Raw genomic sequence first — 21,958 nt, forward strand, 5'->3', positions numbered from 1 at the left:
TCGGAACCGTCGTGCTGATGATCGCTGTCACGTCGGCTGTCGACGGCGAGTGACTCGCTGTCGACTGGTCTCCTTTTTTTGGATTCAGGCCGCTGATGCTATCATCCTCTCGGATGTTTCACTGGCCTGTATACCATGGAGACTGGGTGTCTCCGTCTACTAGTAGACACTCCTCATTGATGTAATTTGCTATAGAACCTACAAACAGCCTGATGTCGGCGAACAGGGTGTAAACCGGGTGTCTTTTTATCCGGGCTTTCGTACCCCGGAGCATGTTCAAGGCCATCGTGAGTGCGGAGACGCTGAAGGACGCACTCGACTCGGTGAGCGTGCTGGTCGACGAGTGTAAGATCCGGCTGGAAGAAGAGGAGTTCGCCATCCGCGCCGTCGACCCCGCAAACGTCGGGATGGTCGACCTCTCGCTGGCGGCGGCGGCCTTCGAGTCCTACGAGGCCGACGGCGGCGTCATCGGCGTCAACCTCGGCCGGCTTGAGGATATCGCCGGGATGGCAAACAGCGGCGATCTCATCCATCTCGAACTCGACGAGGAGACCCGCAAGCTCCACATCCAGATCGACGGCCTCTCCTACACGCTCGCGCTGATCGACCCCGACTCGATCCGCCAGGAACCCGACATCCCGGATCTCGATCTCCCCGCCGAGATCATCCTCGAAGGCAGCCAGCTCGGCCGTGGGATCACCGCCGCCGACATGGTCAGCGACCACATCGCCCTCCGCGTCGATCCCGACGCCGAGGCCTTCTACATCGAAGCCGAGGGCGACACCGACGACGTGGATCTCAAACTCGACAGCGACGACCTGATCGATCTGACGCCCGGCGCGGCCGACTCGCTGTTCTCGCTGGACTATCTCAAGGATATGAACAAGGCGATCCCGAACGCGACGGAGGTCACCGCCGAACTCGGCGAGGAGTTCCCCGTCAAGCTTCATTACGAGTTCGCCGAAGGGCTCGGCCAGGTCACCTACATGCTCGCGCCGCGCATTCAAAGCGAGTAGTCGGCATCAACGTGAGGAGTCGACACCAACGACGCCTAATCGAACGCGCGGATCCGACAGCGACAGGCCGCAACCGATTTTACCGACCCGCTTGAGGCGTACGTATGGAAGTGTTTGGCTCCAGTGGGGCCCGCGGGATCGCCGGCACCGAGCTTACCCCGGAGTTCGTTCTCACAGTCGCCCAAGCCGCCGGCACGGTCTGGGAGGCCGACCGCGCCGCCGTCGCCACCGACACCCGCCTGACCGGGCAAATGTTCGCCGACGCCACCGCATCAGGGCTGGCCGGCGTCGGGCTCGATGTCGACCGGCTTGGGGTGACGCCAACCCCGGCGATCGGCCGCTACTGCGAACAGGAGGCGATCCCGGGGGTCATGCTGACGGCCTCCCACAACCCGCCGGAGTACAACGGCGTCAAGCTGATCGGTGCCGACGGGATCGAGCTCTCGATCGACCGCCTAGAGCGGATCGAAGCCCACGCCCTCGGCGAGGAGTTCGATCTCGTTCCGTGGGAGTTTGTCGGCGAGAGCCGCGAGATCGACACCGCAAACGCAACCTACCGCCAATCGCTCATCGACGCCGTCGACACCGACCGGATCGCCGACGCCGATCTCACGGTCGCGCTCGATCCGGGCCACGGCGCGGGTGGGCTCGTCAGCCCGGAGTTCTACCGCGAGTTGGGCTGTAAGGTCGTCACTGTCAACGCCCAACTCGACGGCCGGTTTCCGGGACGGATGCCCGAACCGGTTCCCGAAAACCTCGATGACCTCAGTCGGCTTGTCACCGCCGCTGACGCCGACGTTGGGATTGCCCACGACGGCGACGCCGACCGCTCGGTCTTCTTCGATGAGCAGGGACAGTTTATCGATGGCAACGCCTCGCTGGCCGCCCTCGCCGAACGCGAGCTATCGGCTGGCGATCACACGGTCGCCGCGGTCAACGTCTCACAGCGGTTGGTCGATGTCTGCGAGCGCGTCGACGCCGAGTTGGAGTTAACGCCGATCGGCGCGAGTCACATCATCACCCGAATCAAAGAGCTGTGGACGGCCGGTGAGACCGTCCCGATCGCCGGCGAGGGCAACGGCGGCGTCTTCTTCCCGAACCATCGGCTCGTCCGCGATGGCCCCTACATCGGCGCGAAGTTCCTCGAACTGATCGCCGAGCGGCCGGCCAGCGAGGTCGTCACGCCGTATCAGGATTACCACAGCACACGGGTTAATCTCGCCTACGGCAGCGAGGCCGAACGCCGGACGATGCTGTCGGCCGCCGAGGACTATGTGAAAACTGCTGACGCCGAGATCTCGACGCTCGACGGCTACCGCCTCGATTACGGCGATTCGTGGGTGTTGGTGCGGCCGAGCGGCACCGAGCCAAAGATCCGGATCGTCGCCGAGGCGACGACCGCCGACCGCGCCGAGGAGCTGGCAACCGATCTCGCCGACGTGGTACGGGCGGCTGTGGAGTAACCGCAACAACACCGGCGAACCTGTCACCATGGCGGCAAACATGGTAAGAGCCTGCCCACCCAAATAGCGAGCCATGGAACGAATCGTCGCGGTGGTTCCGGAGGCGGGGTTGCACGCGCGGCCGGCATCGAAGTTCGTCCAGACGGCGAACCGATTCGACAGCGAGATCACGGTCGGTCGCACCGACGGCGACGCCGTGAGCGCAAACAGCATGCTCGCGGTGACCGGGCTGAACATCGAACATGGCGAGGAAATCCGGATCACCGCCGACGGCGACGACAGCGAAGCCGCCCTCGACGAGCTCGAAACCCTGTTGACGACGCCGGTCGAAGACGAGGATGGCGACGGCGATGAGAACGAGGAGGAAGCAAGCGAATGAAGCTCAACGGGGTTGGGAGCACGCCGCTGTCCGGTGTCGGCACCGCCCGCTGGTACCGCCCCGGCGATCTAACACTCCCCGAGAAGCCGGACCCAAGCGCGGTCGACAGCGACGCCGAGCAGTCTCGCTTCGAGGACGCCCAATCGACCGCCCGCGGGCAGATCGAGACCGCCCGGCAGCAGGCCGCCGACCGCGTCGGCGAGGACGAAGCCGCGGTCTTCGAGGCCCACCTCCAGTTTCTCGATGATCCCCAACTCGTCGGCGATATCGAGACCGCAATCGGCGAGGGGACACCGGCCGAACACGCCGTCGACGACCGGTTTGGGGAGGCGATCGCGCAGTTCGAGGGGATGGACGGCCGGATGGCCGAACGCGCCGACGACCTGCGGGATATCCGGGATCGACTCCTCCGGTCGCTGTTGGCTGTCGAAACCGTCGATCTCTCGGCGTTGCCGGCCGGCACGATCCTGCTGGCCGAGCGGCTCACCCCGAGCGATACCGCGGAACTCGATCCCGATTCGGTCGCCGGGATCGCCACCGTCACCGGGGGTCGCACCTCTCATGCCGCGATCATCGCCCGCTCGCTGGCGATCCCCGCGGTCGTCGGTGTCGGCGAAGAACTGACAGAGATCGAGGAGGGCGATGAGGTGCTCGTTGATGGCGAGGCCGGAACCGTTGTTGTCGATCCCGACGAGGACGAACGGGCGGCCGCCGGCGGCGTTGACGCTCCCGTCGTCGAGGAGACGGTTACGACCGCCGACGGGAAGCGGATCGAGGTCGCAGCCAACGTCGGCGGCGAGGCGGAGCTCGATCCGGCGGTCGCCCGCGGTGCCGACGGGATCGGGCTCTTTCGCAGCGAGTTTCTGTTTTTAGATCGGCAGTCCCCGCCGGATGAGGCCGAGCAGTACGACGCGATCACGACCGCGCTGGCAGCGTTTCCCGACGATCGGGTCGTCGTCCGAACGCTGGACATCGGCGGCGACAAAGACGTGCCGTATCTCGATCTTCCAGAGGAAACAAACCCCTTCCTCGGCCAGCGTGGGATTCGGCTCTCACTGGGCGAGCACGCCGATCTCTTCGAGACACAGTTGCGCGCGTTGCTGCGGGCGGCCGCCAGCGAGCACGGCGACGACCTTGCGGTGATGTTTCCGATGGCGACACAGATCGAGGAGGTCGAGACCGCCATCGAACGCGTCGACGCGGTCGCCGACGATCTTGACGGCGAGGGTGTCGACTACGCGATGCCGGAACTCGGCGTGATGATCGAAACGCCGGCGGCCGCGTTTCTCGCCGACGCCTTAGCGGAGCGACTGGACTTTCTCAGCATCGGCACCAACGACCTCACGCAGTACGTGATGGCCGTCGACCGCGAAAACGACGCCGTCGCCGACTACCACGATCCGTTGCATCCGGCGGTGTTGCGCGCCATCGACCGGACGGTCTCGGCGGCCGAGGGCAACGACGCCTGGGTCGGGATGTGCGGCGAGATGGCCGGCGATCCCGAGCTGACGGAGCTGCTTGTCGGCCTCGGGCTCGACGAACTCAGCATGAGTGCGGTGACAGTGCCGGCAGTGAAAGAACAGGTGCAACAAACCGCGACCGACGCTGCCCGCGAGCTGGCCGAGGAGGTGCTGGCCTGTGAGACGCGGGCCGAGGTGCAGGCAGTGCTCGACGATACCTAGTCGGTGTGCTGTCAGCACCGCCAGGACAGGGATTTGAACTCACTCGCTCCCTACGGTCGCTCGCTGCTCAAATCCTGTCAGTCAGCGATTCCGGAGCAGCAGTGAACGCGGCGCGATGAAACGCGCCGCTTGAGGTGTGCTGCTCCGGCAGAAACGCCAGGACAGGGATTTGAACCCCGGATCCCAAAGGGAACACGCTTTCCAGGCGTGCGCCTTACCACTCGGCCATCCTGGCTCGTATGACCCTATCGGGGTGGCGATTTTAAGTCCTTCCCTTCCCGACCAGCCGCGGGTCGATAATCGCCGAGGCAACGGCGACGACGCCACCGACGCCGACCGCGATGCCCGCAAGTCCGCCAGCACCGACCGGCAGCGACCCGCCAGCGAGGCGGTAGCCCAGCGCGAGCACGAGGAACAACAGCGTGCCGATGAGCCCCCACAGCAGGCTCGATTTCCGGCGCGGCCTCACGTCTCGGGACACGTCGCCACGGCCTCGATCTCGACACCGACACCCTTCGGCAGCGCGCCCGCCTCGACCGCGCTGCGAGCTGGCGGCTGGGCGGCGAAATACGTCTCGTAGGTCTCGTTCATCTCGTCGAAGTCGTCGATGTCGGCGAGATAGACGGTCGTTTTGAGGATGTCCTCGGCGGCGAGGTCTTCGGCCGCAAGGATCGCCATGATGTTGTCGAGGGCGAGTTCGGTCTGGGTGGCGATGTCGGCCTCGGCGTGGAGGTCGCCGTCGGGCGTGAGCGGGATCTGCCCCGCCGTGTACAGCGTCGAACCGTCGGTCGTCGCTTGGCTGTAGGCACCCACGGCTGCGGGGGCGTCGTCGGTGCTGATGGTGCGTTTCATGGCGTGCCATGGGCGGGCAACGCGAATAAATCCGGCTGATCCGCGGCCTCGCTGGCCGTGGGTACCGCCGCAGCGCGGTCACTCCGCAGGGCCGAGCGCGTAGACATCGCTGGCCTCGGTGGCGACGTAGACGATATCGTCGACGAGTGCCGGCGCGGCCGAGACCCCGCGTCTGTCGTAATCGCTGAACAGCACTGATCGCGTCTCGAACCGCCACCGTTCGGTTCCGTCGCTCCGGCTGATCGCCACAACATCCGGGTCGCCACCGACGACGACCGACTCGGCACCGACGCTGCAGGTGTGGCCGCCGACCGCGTCAGTCGCCCAGCGTTCCGTCCCGTCGCCCGCCGCCAGCGCGCGGCAGCTCTCGCGGCCGACGACGTAGACGGTTCCCTCGGCGACTGCGATGTCGCGGTCGCCGTCGTCGTCGGCTTCCCAGTCCCACCGATCGGAGCCGTCGGCGGGATCGAGGGCGACGACGCCATCGCCTGTCGGTAGATAGAGGCCGTCGTCGCCGACCACCGGCGCGCCCACACGGGTCGATTCCGCGACCGACCGCTCCCACCGTTTCTCGCCCGTCTCGGTGGCCAGCGCGTACACCGTTCCCGCGTTGTCGACGGCGTAGGCCGTGTCGTCGGCGACCGCCAGCGGGGTACTGCAGTCGGCCTGCGGCGTGAACCGCCATTCCTCGTCGCCGGTCGTCGCATCGACGCCGTAGACGGTTCGGTCGTCGAGGTTGCCGGTGATGTAGACAATCCCGTTGGCGATGGCCGGCGGCGACACCGCTCCCGCCTCGCCGTCGGGCGTGAACGTCCACCGTTCGCTCCCGTCGGTCACGTCGTAGGCCTCCAGGGTGTGGGCCCCGATGAACAGCGTGTCGTCAACGACCGCCGGCCACTGGTAGGCCGTCCACTCGCCGCCGAGCAGGGTTCCGGTTTGGCCGTCGAGCCGTGCCTCCCCGGCAAACACCCGCCCGTCGGCGACCGCGACCCCGGATTCGACCTCGGCACAGGCGGTGTATCGCCAGTACATCGACACGTCGTCGGGAACCGACGCTTCGGGATTGAACGCCGTGCGCCGTGCGGTTCGGTTCGCCATCGACCACCGCGCTCCCGTCGACAACGGGGTATCACCGTTGTAGCTGGTTCGACCGGTTTCACACCCCGACTCCGACTGGCGGCTGCTGCAGCCAGCCACGAGAAGACTGCCGCCGAGCGCGCCATACCGAAGGATATCGCGTCGTGTGGAGGGCATACCGGTGGCTCAGACTGAGCCGGTAAGTATTTTGTCAGATCGACCGCGCGAGCCGCCGACGGCGACACCGGCCTGTGGCACGTCAGCTTACTTCTGTACGTCAACCGTGTAGCCAGCGTCCCGCAACGTCGCCAACAGGTCGGCGGCGTGTTCGGGGCCGTGGGTTTCGAGTTCGAGTTCGACGGAGGTGTCGCTCATCCCGATCTCCCGGGAGGCGCGTTCGTGGTGAATCTCGTAGATGTTGGCCCCTTTGTCGGCGATAATCTCGATGAGGCCCTCCAGCGCGCCGGGCTGATCCGGGAGAACGGTGCGGATCTTGAGGTAGCGACCCAACTGGATCATCCCGCGCAGGATCACCGTCGTCAACACGTTCATGTCGATGTTGCCGCCACAAAGCGCGGGGACGATCACCTCCTCCTCGTCGTACTCGAAGCGATCTTCCAGCAGGGCCGACAGCGCGACCGCGCCCGCACCCTCAACGAGGGTTTTGCTCCGCTCCAACAGGAGGGTGAGCGCGAGGGCGATCTCCTCGTCGGAGACGGTGACGACCTCGTCGACGCGCTCTTGGATGATCTCGAAGGGGTGCTCGCCGACCGACCGGGTGGCGATGCCGTCGGCGACGGTGTCGACGCTGTCGCGGGCTCTGATCTCGCCGGCCGCCAGCGAGTCGATGACGCTTGAGGCACCCTCGGCTTGGACGCCGATGATCCGCACGTCCGGCTGCTGGCTCTTGATCGCGGTGGCAATCCCGGAGATGAGCCCGCCGCCGCCGATCGGGACGATGACGGTCTCCACGTCGGGCTGCTGGTCGAGGATCTCAAGGCCGATCGTTCCCTGTCCGGCCATTACCATCTCGTCGTTGAAGGCGTGGACGTAGGTGCGGCCCTCCTCGCGTTCGATCTCGTGGGCGCGGGCCTGGGCCTCCTCGTAGTCGACGCCGTCGAGGACGACCCGGCCGCCGTACCGCCGAGTAGCCTGTACCTTCGAAATCGGCGCGTGTTCCGGCATGACGATGGTCGCGTCAACGCCGGCCCGTGTGGCTGCCAGTGCGACGCCTTGGGCGTGATTGCCCGCGCTGGCGGTGACGACGCCGGCGGCCTGTTGGGCATCCGAGAGGGTGGTGATCCGGTTGAGCGCGCCGCGGAGCTTGAACGCGCCCGTCCGCTGAAAGTTTTCGAGCTTGAGGTGGACGGCCGCGCCCGTCCGCTCCGAAAAGGCATAGGAGTACTGCATCGGTGTCACCCGCACGACATCGGCAATCCGATCGCGCGCGTCGTGGATCGCCGCAAGCGAAAGCATACCCTGCTGTCACCGGAGCGGCCGCTAATCGGTTTCGGTGTCCCACCGGGGTGGCTGCGGTCGCCACTCGGTGGGCTGAAAACGGAGATGGGGAATGCACGCGTGTGACGTGCAGGTGAACGTTCGACCCGGAAGTATATAAACATCGGGCATGCAGAGTGAAAGTAAAAACCGCAAGACAGCGGCGACCGCCGACGCCCGTCAGACGGCTGTCGGTCACCGTTTGATTTCGTTATTTCTAACTGATACGTTCGATGTGGGTCGCGCCGAGATGGCGGTCGACCCGCGCGCGGAAGCTCCCCTCACCGGGCCAGTACTCCTCAAGCGATCCGAGTCCGATGACGTTCGGCGCGGCGAGATAAACCTCGGCTGTCGTCGCCGACACCGACGCCGTAAGCGACGATGCAAGCGACACCGACACCCGATGATAGAGCCCGCGATTGACACCCTCGTACCGGTCAAGCCGGTCGATCTCGCTAGTTTCGAGCAGCCGACCCGAAACCGATTCACCAGGAACAAGCGTCGGATACCGGCCGTCGACACGCTTGAATCCGACACAGACGGCCTCGCCGACAACGCGGTAGCTGTCGAGCAGCGCGGCGACCTGGGCGTCGTCGGTGAGCGTGCCATAGACGAAGACGAGATCGGCCATTGGCTACGCGGTGTGGTCGCCGACGGTCTCGATGGCCTCACAGCCGATGGCAACTGTGTCGGCGTCGAGATCGCTGTCGCGGAGTTTCGCGGGTGTGTACCACGCCCAGCGGTCGGCCGGGGCTTCGCCTTCGATGGGGTCGATCTCACGGCTGTCGACAGCCGCAAAGTAGCTGTGGTCGATGTGTTGGTGGCCGACCGTGCCGTCGTCGTGGATGTTGATGTCGTACAGCATAACGTGGGCCGGCTGGGGAAGTACTTCGCCGGCCGGCGGCTGCAGGTCGGCTGTCTCGCGGTGAAGCGTTGGATCAAGCCCGGTTTCCTCGCGAACCTCGCGGATCCCTGCCTCGTGGGGCAGTTCGTCGCGGTCGACGTGGCCGCCCGGGGGGATGCGGATGCCGAGGCCAGCATGCCGGTGGAGCGCGGTCGCGCCGTCGTTGACGATGTAGACCGTGGCGGTGAAATGGCGTGTCGTCTCCATGGCTGTCGCTTGCGGGCCGGCGGCTTTGTCGTTGCGAAACACGGCGAAACAACGAGAACCGGGTTAGGCGACCGACTGCTGTTCGTCGGCCTCAAGCAGCTCGTGGTAGCGGTTGCGGATCGTGACCTCGGAGATGTTGGCAACCTCGCTGACCTCGTTCTGTGTCACTTTCTGGTTGGTCAGCAGCGAGGCGGCGTAGATCGCGGCGGCGGCAAGGCCAACCGGCGATTTCCCGCTGTGGACGCCCTGTGCCTTCGCCGTCGACAGCAGCTCGCGGGCGCGGCGTTCGGCCTCATCAGAGAGATCAAGATCCGAGGCAAAGCGGGGCACGTACTGCTCGGGGTCGGCCGGCTGGATCTCAAGGTTGAGCTCGCGGGCGATATACCGGTAGGTGCGGGCGATCTCATCCTTGTCAACTCTGGAGACACCCGTCAGCTCGTCGAGGCTGCGCGGCGTGCCGGCCTGTCGGGCGGCGGCATACAGAGCGGCCGTCGAGACACCCTCGATCGAGCGGCCAGGGAGGAGATCCTCGTCGAGCGCGCGTCGATAGATGACGGAGGCGGTCTCGCGGACGGCATCCGGGAGGCCCAACGCCGAGGCCATGCGGTCGATCTCGCCGAGGGCCTGCTTGAGGTTGCGCTCCTTGCTGTCGCGGGTGCGGAACCGCTCGTTCCAGGTGCGGAGCCGCTGCATCTTCTGGCGTTGCCGCGACGAGAGGGATTTGCCGTAGGCGTCTTTGTCCTGCCAGCCGATGTTGGTCGACAGCCCCTTGTCGTGCATCATCTTCGTCGTCGGCGCGCCAACACGGGATTTCTGATCCTTCTCGTTGCTGTCGAAGGCGCGCCACTCGGGGCCGTGGTCGATCTCATCCTCCTCGACGACGAGCCCACAGTCCCGACAGACGGTTTCGCCGTGTTCGGTGTCGGTCGCCAACTGGCCGCCACACTCCGGACAGTGAATTGACTCCTCGGTGTCGGTCGACTCCGTCTGCTCGGATGGCCGGTTGTGGCTCCGGGTGTGCTCGTCGGTAAACGTACGAACGTTGTCGCTCATGAGTTGTGGTGAGGGGTGTGAAAGGGGGTTGCTCTCACACCTGTTTTCTGCATCGATAAACACGTGCTGAACTAACTTAACTGTAGGCTATATTTCCAAAAATATATTTTGTGAAAATAAGCAGACAGAACCGCTTCAAAAACCATGATAATTATGCCGTGCGCCGTCTGTTGTTTCGACAGCGTAACTGCTGTATTTAATTTGGGATGAGGTGTGCAATCAACGGCGTTCCAGAGCCGAACTCGCAGTCGATAGGCGACACCCACGCGTCGGCACCGTCGAGCGACCGAAACCCTTACTCTCAGGCCGCGATTCGGGGCGGATATGAGCGATTCGCCCGTCGACGCCGACGAGGTACAACACGTCGCCGACCTCGCGCGGGTCGATCTCGACGACAGCGACGCCGACGAGTTCGCCGCGCAGTTCGCCGACATCCTTGATTACTTCGAGGCCCTCGATGAGGTGCCCGAGGTCGACAGCGATCCCGAGTTGGTCAACGTGATGCGAGCCGACGAGGTCGAGGAAGGGCTCTCACAGGACGAAGCTCTTCGGAACGCCCCCGAAACCGAGGACGGCTTCTTCAAGGGGCCGAGCGTCTCATGAGCAGCGACGGCACCGCCACCGGCGACGCCGACACCGCCGACGACACCGCCACCGGCGACGCCGACACCGCCGACGACACCGCCACCGGCGACGACCACAACGCCTTCGTCACCAACGCCCGGATCGAGGGCGACGACGACGGCCCGCTGGCCGGCCGCACCATCGCGATTAAGGACAACATGTCGACCGAAGGAGTCAGAACGACCTGCGGCTCCGCGATGCTTGAGGACTACGTCCCGCCGTACAACGCGACCGTTGTCGACCGCGTGCTGGAGGCGGGCGCGACGATGGTCGGCAAGGCCAACATGGACGAGTTCGCCATGGGTGGCACCACCGAAACCTCGGCGTTCGGCGCGACCGAAAACCCCGCCGCCGCGGGCCGTGTTCCCGGCGGCTCCTCCGGTGGCTCGGCGGCCGCCGTTGCCGCCGGCGACGCCGATCTCGCACTCGGCAGCGACACCGGCGGCTCGGTGCGAAACCCCGCCGCCTTCTGCGGCGTCGTCGGCATCAAACCGACCTACGGGCTGGTCTCACGGTACGGCATCGTCGCCTACGCCAACAGCTTAGAGCAGGTCGGCCCGCTGGCGAATACGGTCGAAGACGCCGCCCTCCTGCTCGACGTGATTTCCGGCCCCGATCCGAACGACGCAACGACCAACGACGGCGGCGCGGACTCCGACTATGCCGCCGCAGCCGACGGCGACGTTGACGGCCTCACAGTCGGCGTCATCACCGACCTGATCGAGGGCGCGGACGACAACGTAGTCGAGACCTTCGAGGCCTCGTTGGACGATCTCGAAGCCCAGGGCGCAGAGATCACCGAGGTCTCGCTGGAGTCGCTGGAACACGCCGTCCAGGCCTACTACGTGATCGCCATGTCGGAGGCCTCCTCGAACCTGGCGCGGTTCGACGGCGTCCGCTACGGCCCCGACACCGACAGCGAGGGCAACTGGAACGAGCAGTTCGCCGCCGTCCGCGAGGCGGGCTTCGGCCCGGAAGTCAAACGCCGGATTCTGCTCGGCACCTACGCGCTCTCGGCGGGCTATCACGACAAGTACTACAAGAAGGCCCAGGACGCCCGGGCGTGGGTGAAACAGGATTTCGATTCGGCCTTTGAGAATGTGGACGTGCTGGCGTCGCCGACGATGCCCGTACTCCCGCCAAAACTCGGCGAGAGTCTTGACGATCCCCTGCAGCTGTATCTGATGGACGCGAATACGGTGCCGGTGAACCTCGCCAATCTCCCGGCGATCTCGGTGCCGGCCGGCGACGTGGACGGCCTGCCGGTCGGCTGCCAGCTCATCGGGCCGAAGTTCGGCGAGGAGACGATCATCCGGGCGGCGAGTGCGGTCGAAGACTGATACGGTTTGCTGTAGGAAGTTACCGTTCGACCGCCGCCCGGTGGGCGGTCGAGGCGGTAACCGTCTACAGTGAACAGTATGAGCAGACAGCGCGGAGATATGGTTTGCTCACGATTGCTCCTGAGCAACATATAGAGCTCATAGTCACAGTAATACACCAGATCTCGGAAGGTGTGGTATGGGTATGCATGCAGCTCAGCCGACAGAACCGATCCCTGTCGATCAAATGATCCCCGCACGATCGCAGATCCCTGCCGACCCCGATCCCGGCAACTACGTCGTTGTCGATGTCGCACAGTTCTCAACGACCGTGCCGGAGCTGTTTGCCAACGGGGCGAAATACATCCACATCACCGAAACCCGCGGCGATGAACCCGAGTTCCAACAGGCCCATCCACGGGCGAAGATCGGCGGCAACTCCGGGCCGGAGTACCGTGGCGAACCCGGCTATGACTTTTTCAACTCGCCGAGCTTCGTCCAGGATGTCGATGTCGAGGGTCGCCCGACGGCGATGACCTCAACGAACGGCGGCAACGCGGTGACGGATCTCCGGCTGGCTGGCGATGAAAACGTAACCATCTACGTCGGTGGATTGACCAATGGTGCTGCGGTGGCAGCCCATCTCCGAGAACAAACTGAGCCGACGTACTTCGTCGCTGCTGGCTCCAACGGAAAGCCGTCACCCGAGGATATCGCGGGGGCGTTGTACATCGCCCGACATCTCTCCGGAGAGCCGCCAACCGAACACCACCGGAGGCTCTACCGTGAGATGGTCGCGTATTCGAAGGGCGCAAAATATCAGGGGAAACCACAGATCAAACGAACGGATCTCTACGAGTACGCCCTGAACTTCGACAGCCGCGACGTTGTTCCGAAACTGGACGGCCAGAAGCTCTACGACGTGTCTGGGGGCGAGTGATGCGAGCAGCGGTTGCTGTTGTCGACGTCGACTCGCTTCTGTAGCGACGACCACCGTTCTGTCTCGGATCGTTTGCTGTCGCGCAAGCGATCCCAGGAGTCGTTGGCGTACAGCTATATAGTGAACATACGGTTCTGTTGTACCCTGTTGCGATCATCTCGTTTTGTTCGTTCCCTACTGGTTTGAACCGGGATGGACGCCTCATATAAGCCGTTAAACAGGATTCGCTACCGCTTCTACCCGCATGGCAAGCTACACCTCGGCTGACTCACACAACCCGTTCAGCTTCGACCATCGGGACATGATGGCGTTCATCCTCATCATGTCGCTGCATGGTTTGCAGAGTATGATCTCGGAACTCCTACCGAGTGTTTCAGGAGTGCTGGATGTCCAGATCGGGCCGTTCTGGTTTGTCGCGATGTCGGTCGCGCTGTTGTTCCGGTCGTTCTGGGCCTGTCTTGCGATTCCGGTCGGGACAACCGTCTTCGGTGAGATCCTGATCGGCGATTTCAACGCCCTTGGGACGGTTGAAGGGCTGATCGTGATCACCCTGTCGTGGTTCTTCGCGATGTCGCTCATCACGGAGCCGACCGATCCGAAACAGATCGCTGTGGTCGGCTTCATCGCAAAGGCGATGGAGGAGATCGGTGCGTGGCTGATCGATGTCGGGAAGTTCTATGTTGGCGTCGAAGAGCTTGACGCCATCGCGTGGCTGCCCGAAACCGTCTGGGTGACCGAAGGGATGGGAGCGTTCACACAGATCATCGTTGCCGGGATCATCTTCGGGGCGATCCCGACGTACTTCCTCTACCCACGGCTGCGTGGGAAGATCGAACCCCTGCTGGGGATGACGCCCGTCGAGGGCCGTGACGGCCCGATGTTCACCCGATCCTCCGGAAAGCGACTGTTCGCCTGGGTGGCGTTCCTCCCGCTGGCCTTCGTCATCGAGGCCCTCAGCGAGACCAGCGGTGGGCTCATCACCTTCACCCCGCAGTTCGTCGAGACCTACGGCCAAGAGTTCCTGTTCGTCCCGATTTTGGCCGCCGCGGTGGTCGCCTTCAGCGTGGTCGCCTACCGTCAGCGCAAAACTGACTCGCTGAACAACTAACCGGCTGCTGATTTTTTATTTATGAGCGCACACAGCATCATCGTTGACGATCTGACGTTCGAATACCCCGGTGGCGACGAATCAGTGCTACAGGGGGCGGATCTGCGCATCGATTCGGGCGAGTTTACCGCCGTCGTCGGCGGGAACGGCAGCGGGAAAACGACGCTCTGTAAAACGTTCAACGGACTCATCCCCCACTTTTTCGATGGGACGTTCGAGGGGTCGGTTCGTGTCGATGGCACTGACACCCGCAAATCAAATGTCGGAGATCTCTCCCGAACGGTTGGCTACGTGTTCCAGGACTTCGAAAACCAACTAGTCCAGGAGACGGTGCGAGACGATGTTGAGTTCGCGCCGCTGAACTACGGGTTCGACGACTACGAGGAGCGGGCCACGCGCGCCCTTGAGATGGTCGGCCTTGCCGACCTTGCGGATCGGTTTATCTGGGAGCTCAGCGGCGGCCAACAACACCTCGTCGCGCTCGCGGGCGTCCTTGCGATGGATCCCGAGTTCGTGGTGGTTGACGAACCGGCCGCCCAGCTTGACCCACAGAACGCCCGCGAGGCGTACGAACGACTCCGCTGGCTGCACGAGGAACAGGACAAGACGGTCATCGTGATCGAACACCACTCGGAGTTCATCGCGGAGTACTGCGACGAGATGGTGTTGGTCTCCGACGGTGGTGTCGCCTGGAAGGAACCAGCGCAGGTTGGCCTCAACCAACTCGACGACCTGCGTGCCGAAAACATCCATCCGCCACAGGTCACCCAGATTGCCGATGCCGTCCCCGCCGGGATGGCGACCGTCTCGGATGGCCGGTATCCGGTGACTGTTGACGAGGCAGAGACTGCACTATGGTCTGAATCCGCGCCGGCGGGCAAAAAGCGATCCGTGCCGATCGATGAGGCGTCCGAATCGACACCACACAATCGTTCAGACGAGGAGAACGCCGAGAACGGTGATCGTGAGCCGGTCATCACTCTCCGGAACGTCGGCCACGGCTACCCGACGCTTCGTGAGGGGTACAACCAGGTGCTCGATGGGTTGAACCTCGATCTGTACGCAGGCGACCGCGTTGCGCTCGTCGGCGCAAACGGCTCGGGCAAATCGACGCTGCTTCGCCTGCTCACCGGGCTTGAGTCACCGGATGAAGGGACGGTCTCCGTGCTGGGACAGGAAACGAACGACGCGCTGCCGGAGGAACTTGCGGACGACACCGTCTACATTCACCAAAATCCCGAGGAGATGTTCGTCGAGGACAACGTCCGCAAGGATATCGGCTACTATCTCAAAAACCGTGGGGCAGCCGATGTTGAAAGCCGTGTTGCGGAGATACTGACGTACCTCGATCTGGAGGAGTTAGCCGACCGCGACGGCCGGCTGATGAGCTTGGGCCAGCAGCGGCGCGCCTCACTTGGCATCGGGTTAGCGACCGATCCGACAGTCGTACTGCTCGACGAACCAACGGGGAGCCTCGATCTCCAGAGCCGCCGGGAGGTCACCGGGATCCTCCGGAAAGCCGAGAGCCGCGTCGAGACGGTCGTCATCGCCTCCCATGACCTCCAACTGGTCGCCGGCTGGGCCGATCGGGTGATCGTGCTTGACGACGGGGACGTGATTGCGGACGCGCCGCCGGCGGCGGTGTTCGACGACGCAGAGCTCCTCGCGGCGGCCGACCTCAGACAGCCCCAGGTGGTCGAATTGAGCGAGCGGCTGGGGTTTGATTCGCCGCTGCTCACCACGGATGTGATGGTTGAGGCGATCACGAAGGGGACAGCCCCGGATGTCGCAACCCCGGTCGGCGATGACGCGGCTCCCGACACCACGGTTCCGAACACGACACAGACGCTCAGGGAGGAACAATGAGCTACCTCACCGCGCTGACCGATATCTCGATCGCGGATCTCAAGGTCGACCTGATGCGGACGGCCTACGACAACGAGGACGCCTTGTTGAACACGTTCGATCCCCGGGTGGTGCTGCTGTGGACGGTGCTGTTTATGATTATACCGTGGTTGTTCTACGACACGCTGCCGTTGGTCACCCTGCTGGCGGCGGCGTTCGTTCTCGCGGCGCTCTCGCAGGTAAGCAAGTATCTGCTTGTATTACTGTTGTTCGGACAGCTCACCAACATCGGCTTCTTTGTCGTCATGGTGCCGCTGATGGGTGGCTTAGTTACCGGGTGGGAAGACCTCAGTGCCAACAGCTCACAGCTGATCGATGGCGTCGTAGCCTTTGACCCGTCGGTGCTCGCCGAGGCTGGTGGCATTGTCGCGGCTGCTGTCGGGGAGGGGCTCAACACGGCACTGTCAAGCCAGCAGGCCGGGGTCGAAGCTGTCGGTGCCGTCGTCCCGTTCTTCCTCAAGCTCACGATTATCTCGGTGATCAGTTTGGCGGTGTTCTCGGCGATGAGCCCACAGAAGATCAGCCAAGGGATGCTTCGGCTTGGGGTGCCCCGACAGCTCACGTTTGCGATCGCCTACGGCTACCGAATGATGCCGCTACTCGTCGAGGAGTACCACGCGCTCATCAACTCATTCCGACTCCGAAGCAAGGTGCCGGAAAAGAAAGGTGTGCTGAGCTGGCGATATCTGCTCTACCTCCTGAAGCTCTCGATCAAGGCCTTCTACCCGTTGATCTTCAATGTCGCCAAACGGTCTCGCGTTACTGTTGAGGCAATGGAGACGAAGGGGTTCTCACAATCGCTGAGCGATCCGAAAAGCCGCAAGCTACGAACGGATGATATGATAATTCGCCCCCGGGATGTCTCGTTTGTTTTCGGCTCGCTGTTGTTTGTTGCGGGTGTGTGGGTGTTCCTTTAACAAGAACTGGAAGCATTCGTCACTTCATAGGGGATCGAATGCTCGATCGGACGCCATCCGGTCAACGTGATCAATTGAGACTATATAGAACACAATATGCATACAAACACCCAATATCCTAACGGAGAAATACTGTACATCTATACCCCTATTATAAACTGCTTTAGTATAACTCCACCCAGCAACGGGTGATGACGGGAGAGACAGAACGATTGTCGGATCGTGTATCGCGTCGTAAATTCGTGGTTGCCTCCGGTACCGCAGGGATCGCCGGACTCGCCGGTTGTAGCGGCGGCGAGAGCGGCGAGGGCGGCGATGGCAGCGAGTCAAGCGAGGGTGCCAACACCGCCGACGGCAGCGAAGGCGGCTCCGGCGACCCGGCGACGGTGACCGCCGAAGGTTCCTCGACGGTGTACCCCATCTCGAACAAGGGTAGTTCCTACTGGAACTCGAACTCGCCGGCCAGCGACGGTGAGTACTGGGGCTCGAACGACGAGTCCTCGGTGCCCGGCTGGGATCAGCTCGACACCGACATGAACATCGCCGACTACTTCGCCAGCCTCTATGGCTTCGAGCCGAGCGGCGAGCGGTCGAACCCGCCGTTTGCGACCCGCGTCGCACTGAGCCACTCGGGAACCGGCTGTGAGGCGGTTCGAGACGGCCTCGTCGATATCGGGAACTCTTCCGGCCCGATCACGGCCGAACTCGATATCAGCGAGGAACAGCGCGACGAGAACTACGTCGACCACGTCGTCGGCCGCGACGGCCAGCCGGTCTTCGTCAGTCAGGCGATCTACGACGCCGGCGTCGACCAGCTCACCGGCGACCAGATCCGCGGTATCTACCAAGGCGATATCACCAACTGGAGCGAGGTCGGCGGCCCCGATCAGGAGATCTACGTGGTCGGCCGCGCCGAGGGCTCCGGTACCGACACCTCGTTCCGACTGAACATGCTCGGCGACGCCGACGCGCCGATGGACGTCGACACGCGCCTCGGACAGAATCAGCAGGTTCAACAGGTGCTGCAGGACAACGACAACGCCATCGGCTACATGGCACTGGCGTTCTCGGGATCGGGCATTCAGGCCATCGCCATCGACTTCGAGGGCACTGTCTTCCGCCCCGACCCTGACGCCGAAAACACCATTTTCGACTCCGAATACCCGCTGAATCGGGATCTGCACATGTACACCCGGATCAACGAGGAGACGCCGAACGGCACCGACATGCGCGAGGCGGCGTTCCTCAACATGTTCCTGACCGAGTTCGGCCAGCAGGTCTTCGTCGAGGACGTCAACTACATCACGCTGCCGACCTCGGATATCGAGGCCGAACGCGCGAAGCTCCCCGAGCAGGCCTAACGCTGTAGCCGCGCTGTCGCTTGCTTTCACCCTCGATTCCAGTACATGTCATTCACTACGCTTCAAACAGATTGGCGCGCAAGCATCGAGCGACGGCTGACCCACACGCGGGCGTTCATCGACGACACCGACCCGGACGCACTGGCGGTCGTCCTCGTCTCGATGGGGTCGCTGCTGGCCGCGTTCGTCGGGTTCCTGCTGGCGTCAGCGTGGACTGCCGTCCCGCTCGGCGCGTTTTTGATCGCTACTGGCTACGGCTGGGCGCGCCATCAGGCCCTCCTCGCCCGCGCGGTCACCTTCGCGATGACGACGGTGACGCTGATCACGCTCGGGCTTATCGTCGTCTTCATTTTCGCCGAGTCGATCCCGGCCTTTCAGTACGAAACAACGACCGTCTTCGGGGTTTCCGTGCCGGGTCTCGGCATGTTCGCACAGGCCCGCTGGGACGCCGTCTCCGAACCGGTTCGCTACTCGCTGCTCCCGATGATTCACGGCACCGTGATGGTGACCACCATCGCAACGCTCGTCGCCGCGCCGCTCGGCGTCGCTGCCGCGCTGTTCATCGCGGAGATCGCGCCGCCACGCGTCCGCGAACTCGTCAAACCCGGCATCGAGATACTGGCGGGCATCCCCTCGATCGTCTACGGCTTTATCGGCTTTACCGTCATCAACCCGTGGGCAAGCGGCGCGTTCGCGCTCAACGGCGGCTCGACGTACCTCTTTGTCGGCATAGTGGTCGGGCTGATGGCGTTGCCGACGGTCGTCTCCGTCGCTGAAGACGCGCTGACGAGCGTGCCCGACGTGATGAAAAACGGCTCGCTTGCGCTCGGGGCGACCGACTGGCAGTCGATGACCTCGATCACGCTGCCGGCGGCCTTTTCGGGTGTGTCGGCGGCCGTCCTCCTCGGCGTCGGGCGGGCCATCGGCGAGACCATGGCCGCGACGGTGATGCTCGCTGGCGTCCCCCGAATCAGTGAGCCGCTCGTTAACGTCTTCTACGGCTACGAGACGCTTACCTCGCTGATCGCCCGTGGCTACGGCAGCGCGAACGGCGTCCACGAGAGCGCGCTGTTCGCCGCCGGCGTCGTTCTGTTCGTCACCGTGTTGTGTCTGAGCATCGGCTCACAGTATATCGAGGCACGCATGCGTCGCCGGCTTGGAGGTGCCGAATGAGCCGCGCGACCCAAACGGCCCTCGTCCGCGACGACCGCACGATCTACGAGGCGGCTGCCGGCCTCGCCGTCGGCCTCTCCGGCGTCGCCTTCGTCACCGGCTTAGCGGCACTGCTGAACGTCGTCGCCATCGACGACCCCGTCGCTGGCCTCGAACTCTCCGTGCTGTTCGGCGTCGTCCTGCTCGGGCTCGGAGCCACGACCGTCGGCTTCGGCGTCGCCTCACGGCTGGACTACGTCGAGACAGGGGCCCAGCCCAGCGCGGGAATCGTCGCCGCAGGCGCGTTCACGGCGATCTGGTTCGCGGTCGGTACAGCCGTCGCCGGTGCGGCCGGGCTCGGCACGGTCAGCCAGCTCGGCGTCGGAATGCTCCTCAGCGCGGCCGCCTTCGCAACGACCGCGTTCCCGCGGGAAGATATCGGTTCGACAATGCCCGCCGGGGCTGTCGCCGGCCTCTGTGGGCTCGCACTCGTCACCGGCATCGTCGGCCCCGGCTGGGAGCAACCACTCGCCGGCTACAACGCAACGCTGTTCGGCGACACTGTCGTTCCCGCGATCGTACTGTTCGCCTCGCTGGTGACCGGCTGGAGTGCCGCGAAAGCCTACGGCGGCTTCGGGGCTCGTGGGCGCAACGTCGGCGCGTACGTGCTCATCTACCTCGTCGTCGGCTCGATCCTGTCGGTACTCGTTGGCCTCGTCGCCTTCGTCACGGTGCGGGGCCTCCCCGGCCTGTTCAATGGGTTCAGCGTTGGCGGAGCCGGCCTCGTTCGGTGGCCGTTCCTCACCAACGGAGCCGGCTTGTTGGCCGATGTCGCGGGCGTCTTCCCCGCGCTGTTAGGAACGGTCTGGCTGGTCATCGGGGCCGTGCTCTTCGCCGTCCCGACCGGCGTCGGTGCCGCCGTCTTCCTCAGCGAGTACGCCGAACAGGGCCGCTTTACCGGGGCTGTCGAGGTAGCAACGAACGGCCTCTGGAGCACGCCGAGTATCGTCTTCGGCCTGTTCGGGGCCGCCTTCCTGATCCCGCGGTTCGGCAATCAGAAATCGCTGATCGCCGGCATGCTGACGCTCGGCTTCATGCTGTTGCCGCTGGTGTTGATCACGAGCCGGGAGGCGATCCTCGCGGTGCCCGACGAGTACCGCGACGCCAGCGCGGCCCTCGGCGTCTCGAAATGGCAGACGATCCGCAGCGTCGTCCTCCCCGCGGCGATCCCGGGTGTGACGACCGGCGTCATTCTCGGCGTCGGCCGCATCGCCGGCGAGACCGCGCCGATCCTCCTGACGATGGGCGGCGGCGTCCTCCCGGCGAAATCGGCCGCGCCCAACGTGTTGGGCGGGTTCCAGCTGACCGCATCGCCGCCGTTCGTCAGCAACCCCGCGCTGTTGGAGGCGACGAGCGCGCTGCCGTATCAGCTGTACGCGCTTATTACCGCAGGGCTCAGTGGAAACATCCAGAATCCGCAGGAATACGCCTGGGGGCTGGCACTGACACTGTTGCTCGTCGTGTTGGTCTTCTACGCGATCGGGATTACGACGCGGTACTACTTCAGACGGAAACTTCACCAATGAGTCAGACAGACCCCGCTGAAACCACGGCGAATCGCACCGACAACCAATCAGTCTCAACGACCGTCGGCGAGACCGTCGAAGAGACACGCCCAGAGTGGACAACCTACGAGGCTGCAAGCGGGACGAAACTCGCTGTCAAGGATCTTGATGTCCACTATGGTGACGACCACGCCATAAAGGATGTCTCGATGGACATTCCTGAAGAGAGCGTGACAGCTCTCATCGGCCCCTCCGGCTGCGGAAAGTCGACGTTCCTCCGGTGTCTTAACCGAATGAACGATCGAATCCGCGCCGCTAACGTCGATGGCACAGTCGAACTCGACGAGCAAAACATCTATCAGGATGGTATCGACCTTGTCGAGTTGCGCAAGCGGGTCGGGATGGTGTTTCAGAGTCCCAATCCCTTCCCGAAGTCCATCCGTGAGAACGTCTCCTACGGACCGCGAAAGCATGGTGATATCGAGACAGGATTGCTCGCTCGGCTGACCGGTCGTGCTGAACCCGACCGGGAAGATGCCCTTGTTGAGCAATCGCTCGAACGGGCCGCATTGTGGGAGGAGGTCAACGACCGCCTCGACGACAACGCCCTTGGGCTGTCGGGCGGCCAGCAACAACGCCTCTGTATCGCCCGCTGTCTCGCCGTCGATCCCGAGGTGATCCTCATGGACGAACCGGCCTCGGCACTCGACCCCATCGCCACCTCGAAGATCGAGGATCTCATCGAAGACCTCGCACAGGATTACACGGTCGTCGTCGTCACCCACAGCATGCAGCAGGCCGCCCGGGTGTCCGACCAGACGGCCGTTTTCCTGACCGGCGGCGAACTCGTCGAGTACGACGACACCGAGAAGATCTTCGAGAACCCCGAAAGCCAGCGGGTTGAGGACTACATCAGCGGGAAGTTCGGGTGATCGCC

Annotated in this window: 21 protein-coding genes and 1 tRNA gene; 14 read left to right on the top strand and 8 right to left on the bottom strand. The window is 64.0% G+C overall.

The features are described from left to right. The first annotated feature begins 272 nt into the window (after positions 1-272). From HKK80_RS06360 to ptsP, 4 genes are all read left to right on the top strand, one after another. Positions 273-1,016, top strand: coding sequence for a DNA polymerase sliding clamp (locus HKK80_RS06360; RefSeq protein ID WP_411798777.1), 744 nt, complete (start codon positions 273-275; stop codon positions 1,014-1,016). A 104-nt stretch (positions 1,017-1,120) separates the two neighbouring features. After that, positions 1,121-2,479: a phosphoglucosamine mutase gene (gene glmM / locus HKK80_RS06365; protein ID WP_411798778.1), complete on the top strand. Its 1,359-nt coding sequence runs from the start codon at positions 1,121-1,123 to the stop codon at positions 2,477-2,479. Positions 2,480-2,552: 73 nt separating this feature from the next. Continuing rightward, positions 2,553-2,858, top strand: a complete 306-nt coding sequence (gene ptsH1 / locus HKK80_RS06370; protein WP_411798779.1) for a phosphocarrier protein HPr — start codon at positions 2,553-2,555, stop codon at positions 2,856-2,858. Further along, positions 2,855-4,540 (top strand): phosphoenolpyruvate--protein phosphotransferase, encoded by a 1,686-nt coding sequence (gene ptsP, locus HKK80_RS06375; RefSeq protein WP_411798780.1) that lies wholly within the window; start codon positions 2,855-2,857, stop codon positions 4,538-4,540. Before ptsH1 ends, ptsP begins: the two co-directional genes overlap by 4 nt. A 154-nt stretch (positions 4,541-4,694) precedes the next feature. Here ptsP and HKK80_RS06380 read toward each other — a convergent pair. The 8 genes from HKK80_RS06380 to HKK80_RS06415 all read right to left on the bottom strand — a co-directional run bounded on the left by HKK80_RS06380 (position 4,695) and on the right by HKK80_RS06415 (position 10,130). Beyond that, positions 4,695-4,775, bottom strand: a tRNA-Ser gene (locus HKK80_RS06380). A 27-nt stretch (positions 4,776-4,802) separates the two neighbouring features. After that, positions 4,803-5,021, bottom strand: coding sequence for a hypothetical protein (locus tag HKK80_RS06385; RefSeq protein ID WP_411798781.1), 219 nt, complete (start codon positions 5,019-5,021; stop codon positions 4,803-4,805). Further along, the gene (locus HKK80_RS06390) at positions 5,006-5,392 is read right to left on the bottom strand and encodes a Rid family detoxifying hydrolase (RefSeq protein WP_411798782.1); all 387 of its coding nucleotides are present in this window, start codon (positions 5,390-5,392) and stop codon (positions 5,006-5,008) included. The genes HKK80_RS06385 and HKK80_RS06390 overlap by 16 nt, the downstream gene beginning before the upstream one ends. A 78-nt stretch (positions 5,393-5,470) precedes the next feature. After that, positions 5,471-6,646, bottom strand: a complete 1,176-nt coding sequence (locus HKK80_RS06395) for a PQQ-binding-like beta-propeller repeat protein (RefSeq protein ID WP_411798783.1) — start codon at positions 6,644-6,646, stop codon at positions 5,471-5,473. Between the two features lie 87 nt (positions 6,647-6,733). Continuing rightward, complete coding sequence (gene ilvA, locus HKK80_RS06400) at positions 6,734-7,945, bottom strand: threonine ammonia-lyase (RefSeq protein WP_411798784.1); 1,212 nt, start codon at positions 7,943-7,945, stop codon at positions 6,734-6,736. 238 nt (positions 7,946-8,183) lie between these two features. Continuing rightward, entirely contained in the window at positions 8,184-8,597 is a 414-nt protein-coding gene (locus HKK80_RS06405) for a gamma-glutamylcyclotransferase family protein (RefSeq protein ID WP_411798785.1), read from the bottom strand. Between the two features lie 3 nt (positions 8,598-8,600). Then, positions 8,601-9,077: an NUDIX hydrolase gene (locus HKK80_RS06410; RefSeq protein ID WP_411798786.1), complete on the bottom strand. Its 477-nt coding sequence runs from the start codon at positions 9,075-9,077 to the stop codon at positions 8,601-8,603. A gap of 63 nt (positions 9,078-9,140) precedes the next feature. Then, entirely contained in the window at positions 9,141-10,130 is a 990-nt protein-coding gene (locus tag HKK80_RS06415) for a transcription initiation factor IIB (RefSeq protein ID WP_411798787.1), read from the bottom strand. A 324-nt stretch (positions 10,131-10,454) separates the two neighbouring features. Here HKK80_RS06415 and gatC point away from each other — a divergent pair, with 324 nt between their 5' ends. The 10 genes from gatC (at position 10,455) to pstB (ending at position 21,953) form a co-directional block, all read left to right on the top strand. After that, entirely contained in the window at positions 10,455-10,733 is a 279-nt protein-coding gene (gene gatC, locus HKK80_RS06420) for an Asp-tRNA(Asn)/Glu-tRNA(Gln) amidotransferase subunit GatC (RefSeq protein WP_142443825.1), read from the top strand. Then, positions 10,730-12,094: an Asp-tRNA(Asn)/Glu-tRNA(Gln) amidotransferase subunit GatA gene (gene gatA, locus HKK80_RS06425; RefSeq protein WP_411798788.1), complete on the top strand. Its 1,365-nt coding sequence runs from the start codon at positions 10,730-10,732 to the stop codon at positions 12,092-12,094. Before gatC ends, gatA begins: the two co-directional genes overlap by 4 nt. Positions 12,095-12,278: 184 nt before the next feature. Beyond that, positions 12,279-13,013 (top strand): 2-phosphosulfolactate phosphatase, encoded by a 735-nt coding sequence (locus HKK80_RS06430; protein WP_411798789.1) that lies wholly within the window; start codon positions 12,279-12,281, stop codon positions 13,011-13,013. A 244-nt stretch (positions 13,014-13,257) separates the two neighbouring features. After that, positions 13,258-14,121 carry a hypothetical protein gene (locus HKK80_RS06435; RefSeq protein WP_411798790.1) on the top strand — a complete coding sequence of 288 codons (864 nt, stop codon included), beginning with the start codon at positions 13,258-13,260 and terminating at the stop codon, positions 14,119-14,121. 21 nt (positions 14,122-14,142) lie between these two features. Next, entirely contained in the window at positions 14,143-15,987 is a 1,845-nt protein-coding gene (locus HKK80_RS06440; RefSeq protein ID WP_411798791.1) for an ABC transporter ATP-binding protein, read from the top strand. Continuing rightward, complete coding sequence (locus HKK80_RS06445; protein WP_411798792.1) at positions 15,984-16,943, top strand: energy-coupling factor transporter transmembrane component T family protein; 960 nt, start codon at positions 15,984-15,986, stop codon at positions 16,941-16,943. The genes HKK80_RS06440 and HKK80_RS06445 overlap by 4 nt, the downstream gene beginning before the upstream one ends. A gap of 191 nt (positions 16,944-17,134) precedes the next feature. Further along, positions 17,135-18,304 (top strand): substrate-binding domain-containing protein, encoded by a 1,170-nt coding sequence (locus HKK80_RS06450; protein WP_411798793.1) that lies wholly within the window; start codon positions 17,135-17,137, stop codon positions 18,302-18,304. 45 nt (positions 18,305-18,349) lie between these two features. Next, entirely contained in the window at positions 18,350-19,477 is a 1,128-nt protein-coding gene (pstC, locus tag HKK80_RS06455) for a phosphate ABC transporter permease subunit PstC (protein WP_411798794.1), read from the top strand. Further along, positions 19,474-21,042 (top strand): phosphate ABC transporter permease PstA, encoded by a 1,569-nt coding sequence (pstA, locus tag HKK80_RS06460; protein ID WP_411798795.1) that lies wholly within the window; start codon positions 19,474-19,476, stop codon positions 21,040-21,042. The genes pstC and pstA overlap by 4 nt, the downstream gene beginning before the upstream one ends. Beyond that, positions 21,039-21,953: a phosphate ABC transporter ATP-binding protein PstB gene (gene pstB, locus HKK80_RS06465; RefSeq protein ID WP_411798796.1), complete on the top strand. Its 915-nt coding sequence runs from the start codon at positions 21,039-21,041 to the stop codon at positions 21,951-21,953. Before pstA ends, pstB begins: the two co-directional genes overlap by 4 nt. Positions 21,954-21,958 lie beyond the last annotated feature (5 nt).

Origin of the sequence: Halonotius sp. F2-221B, from assembly GCF_046719765.1 — an archaeon.
Taxonomy (GTDB): domain Archaea; phylum Halobacteriota; class Halobacteria; order Halobacteriales; family Haloferacaceae; genus Halonotius.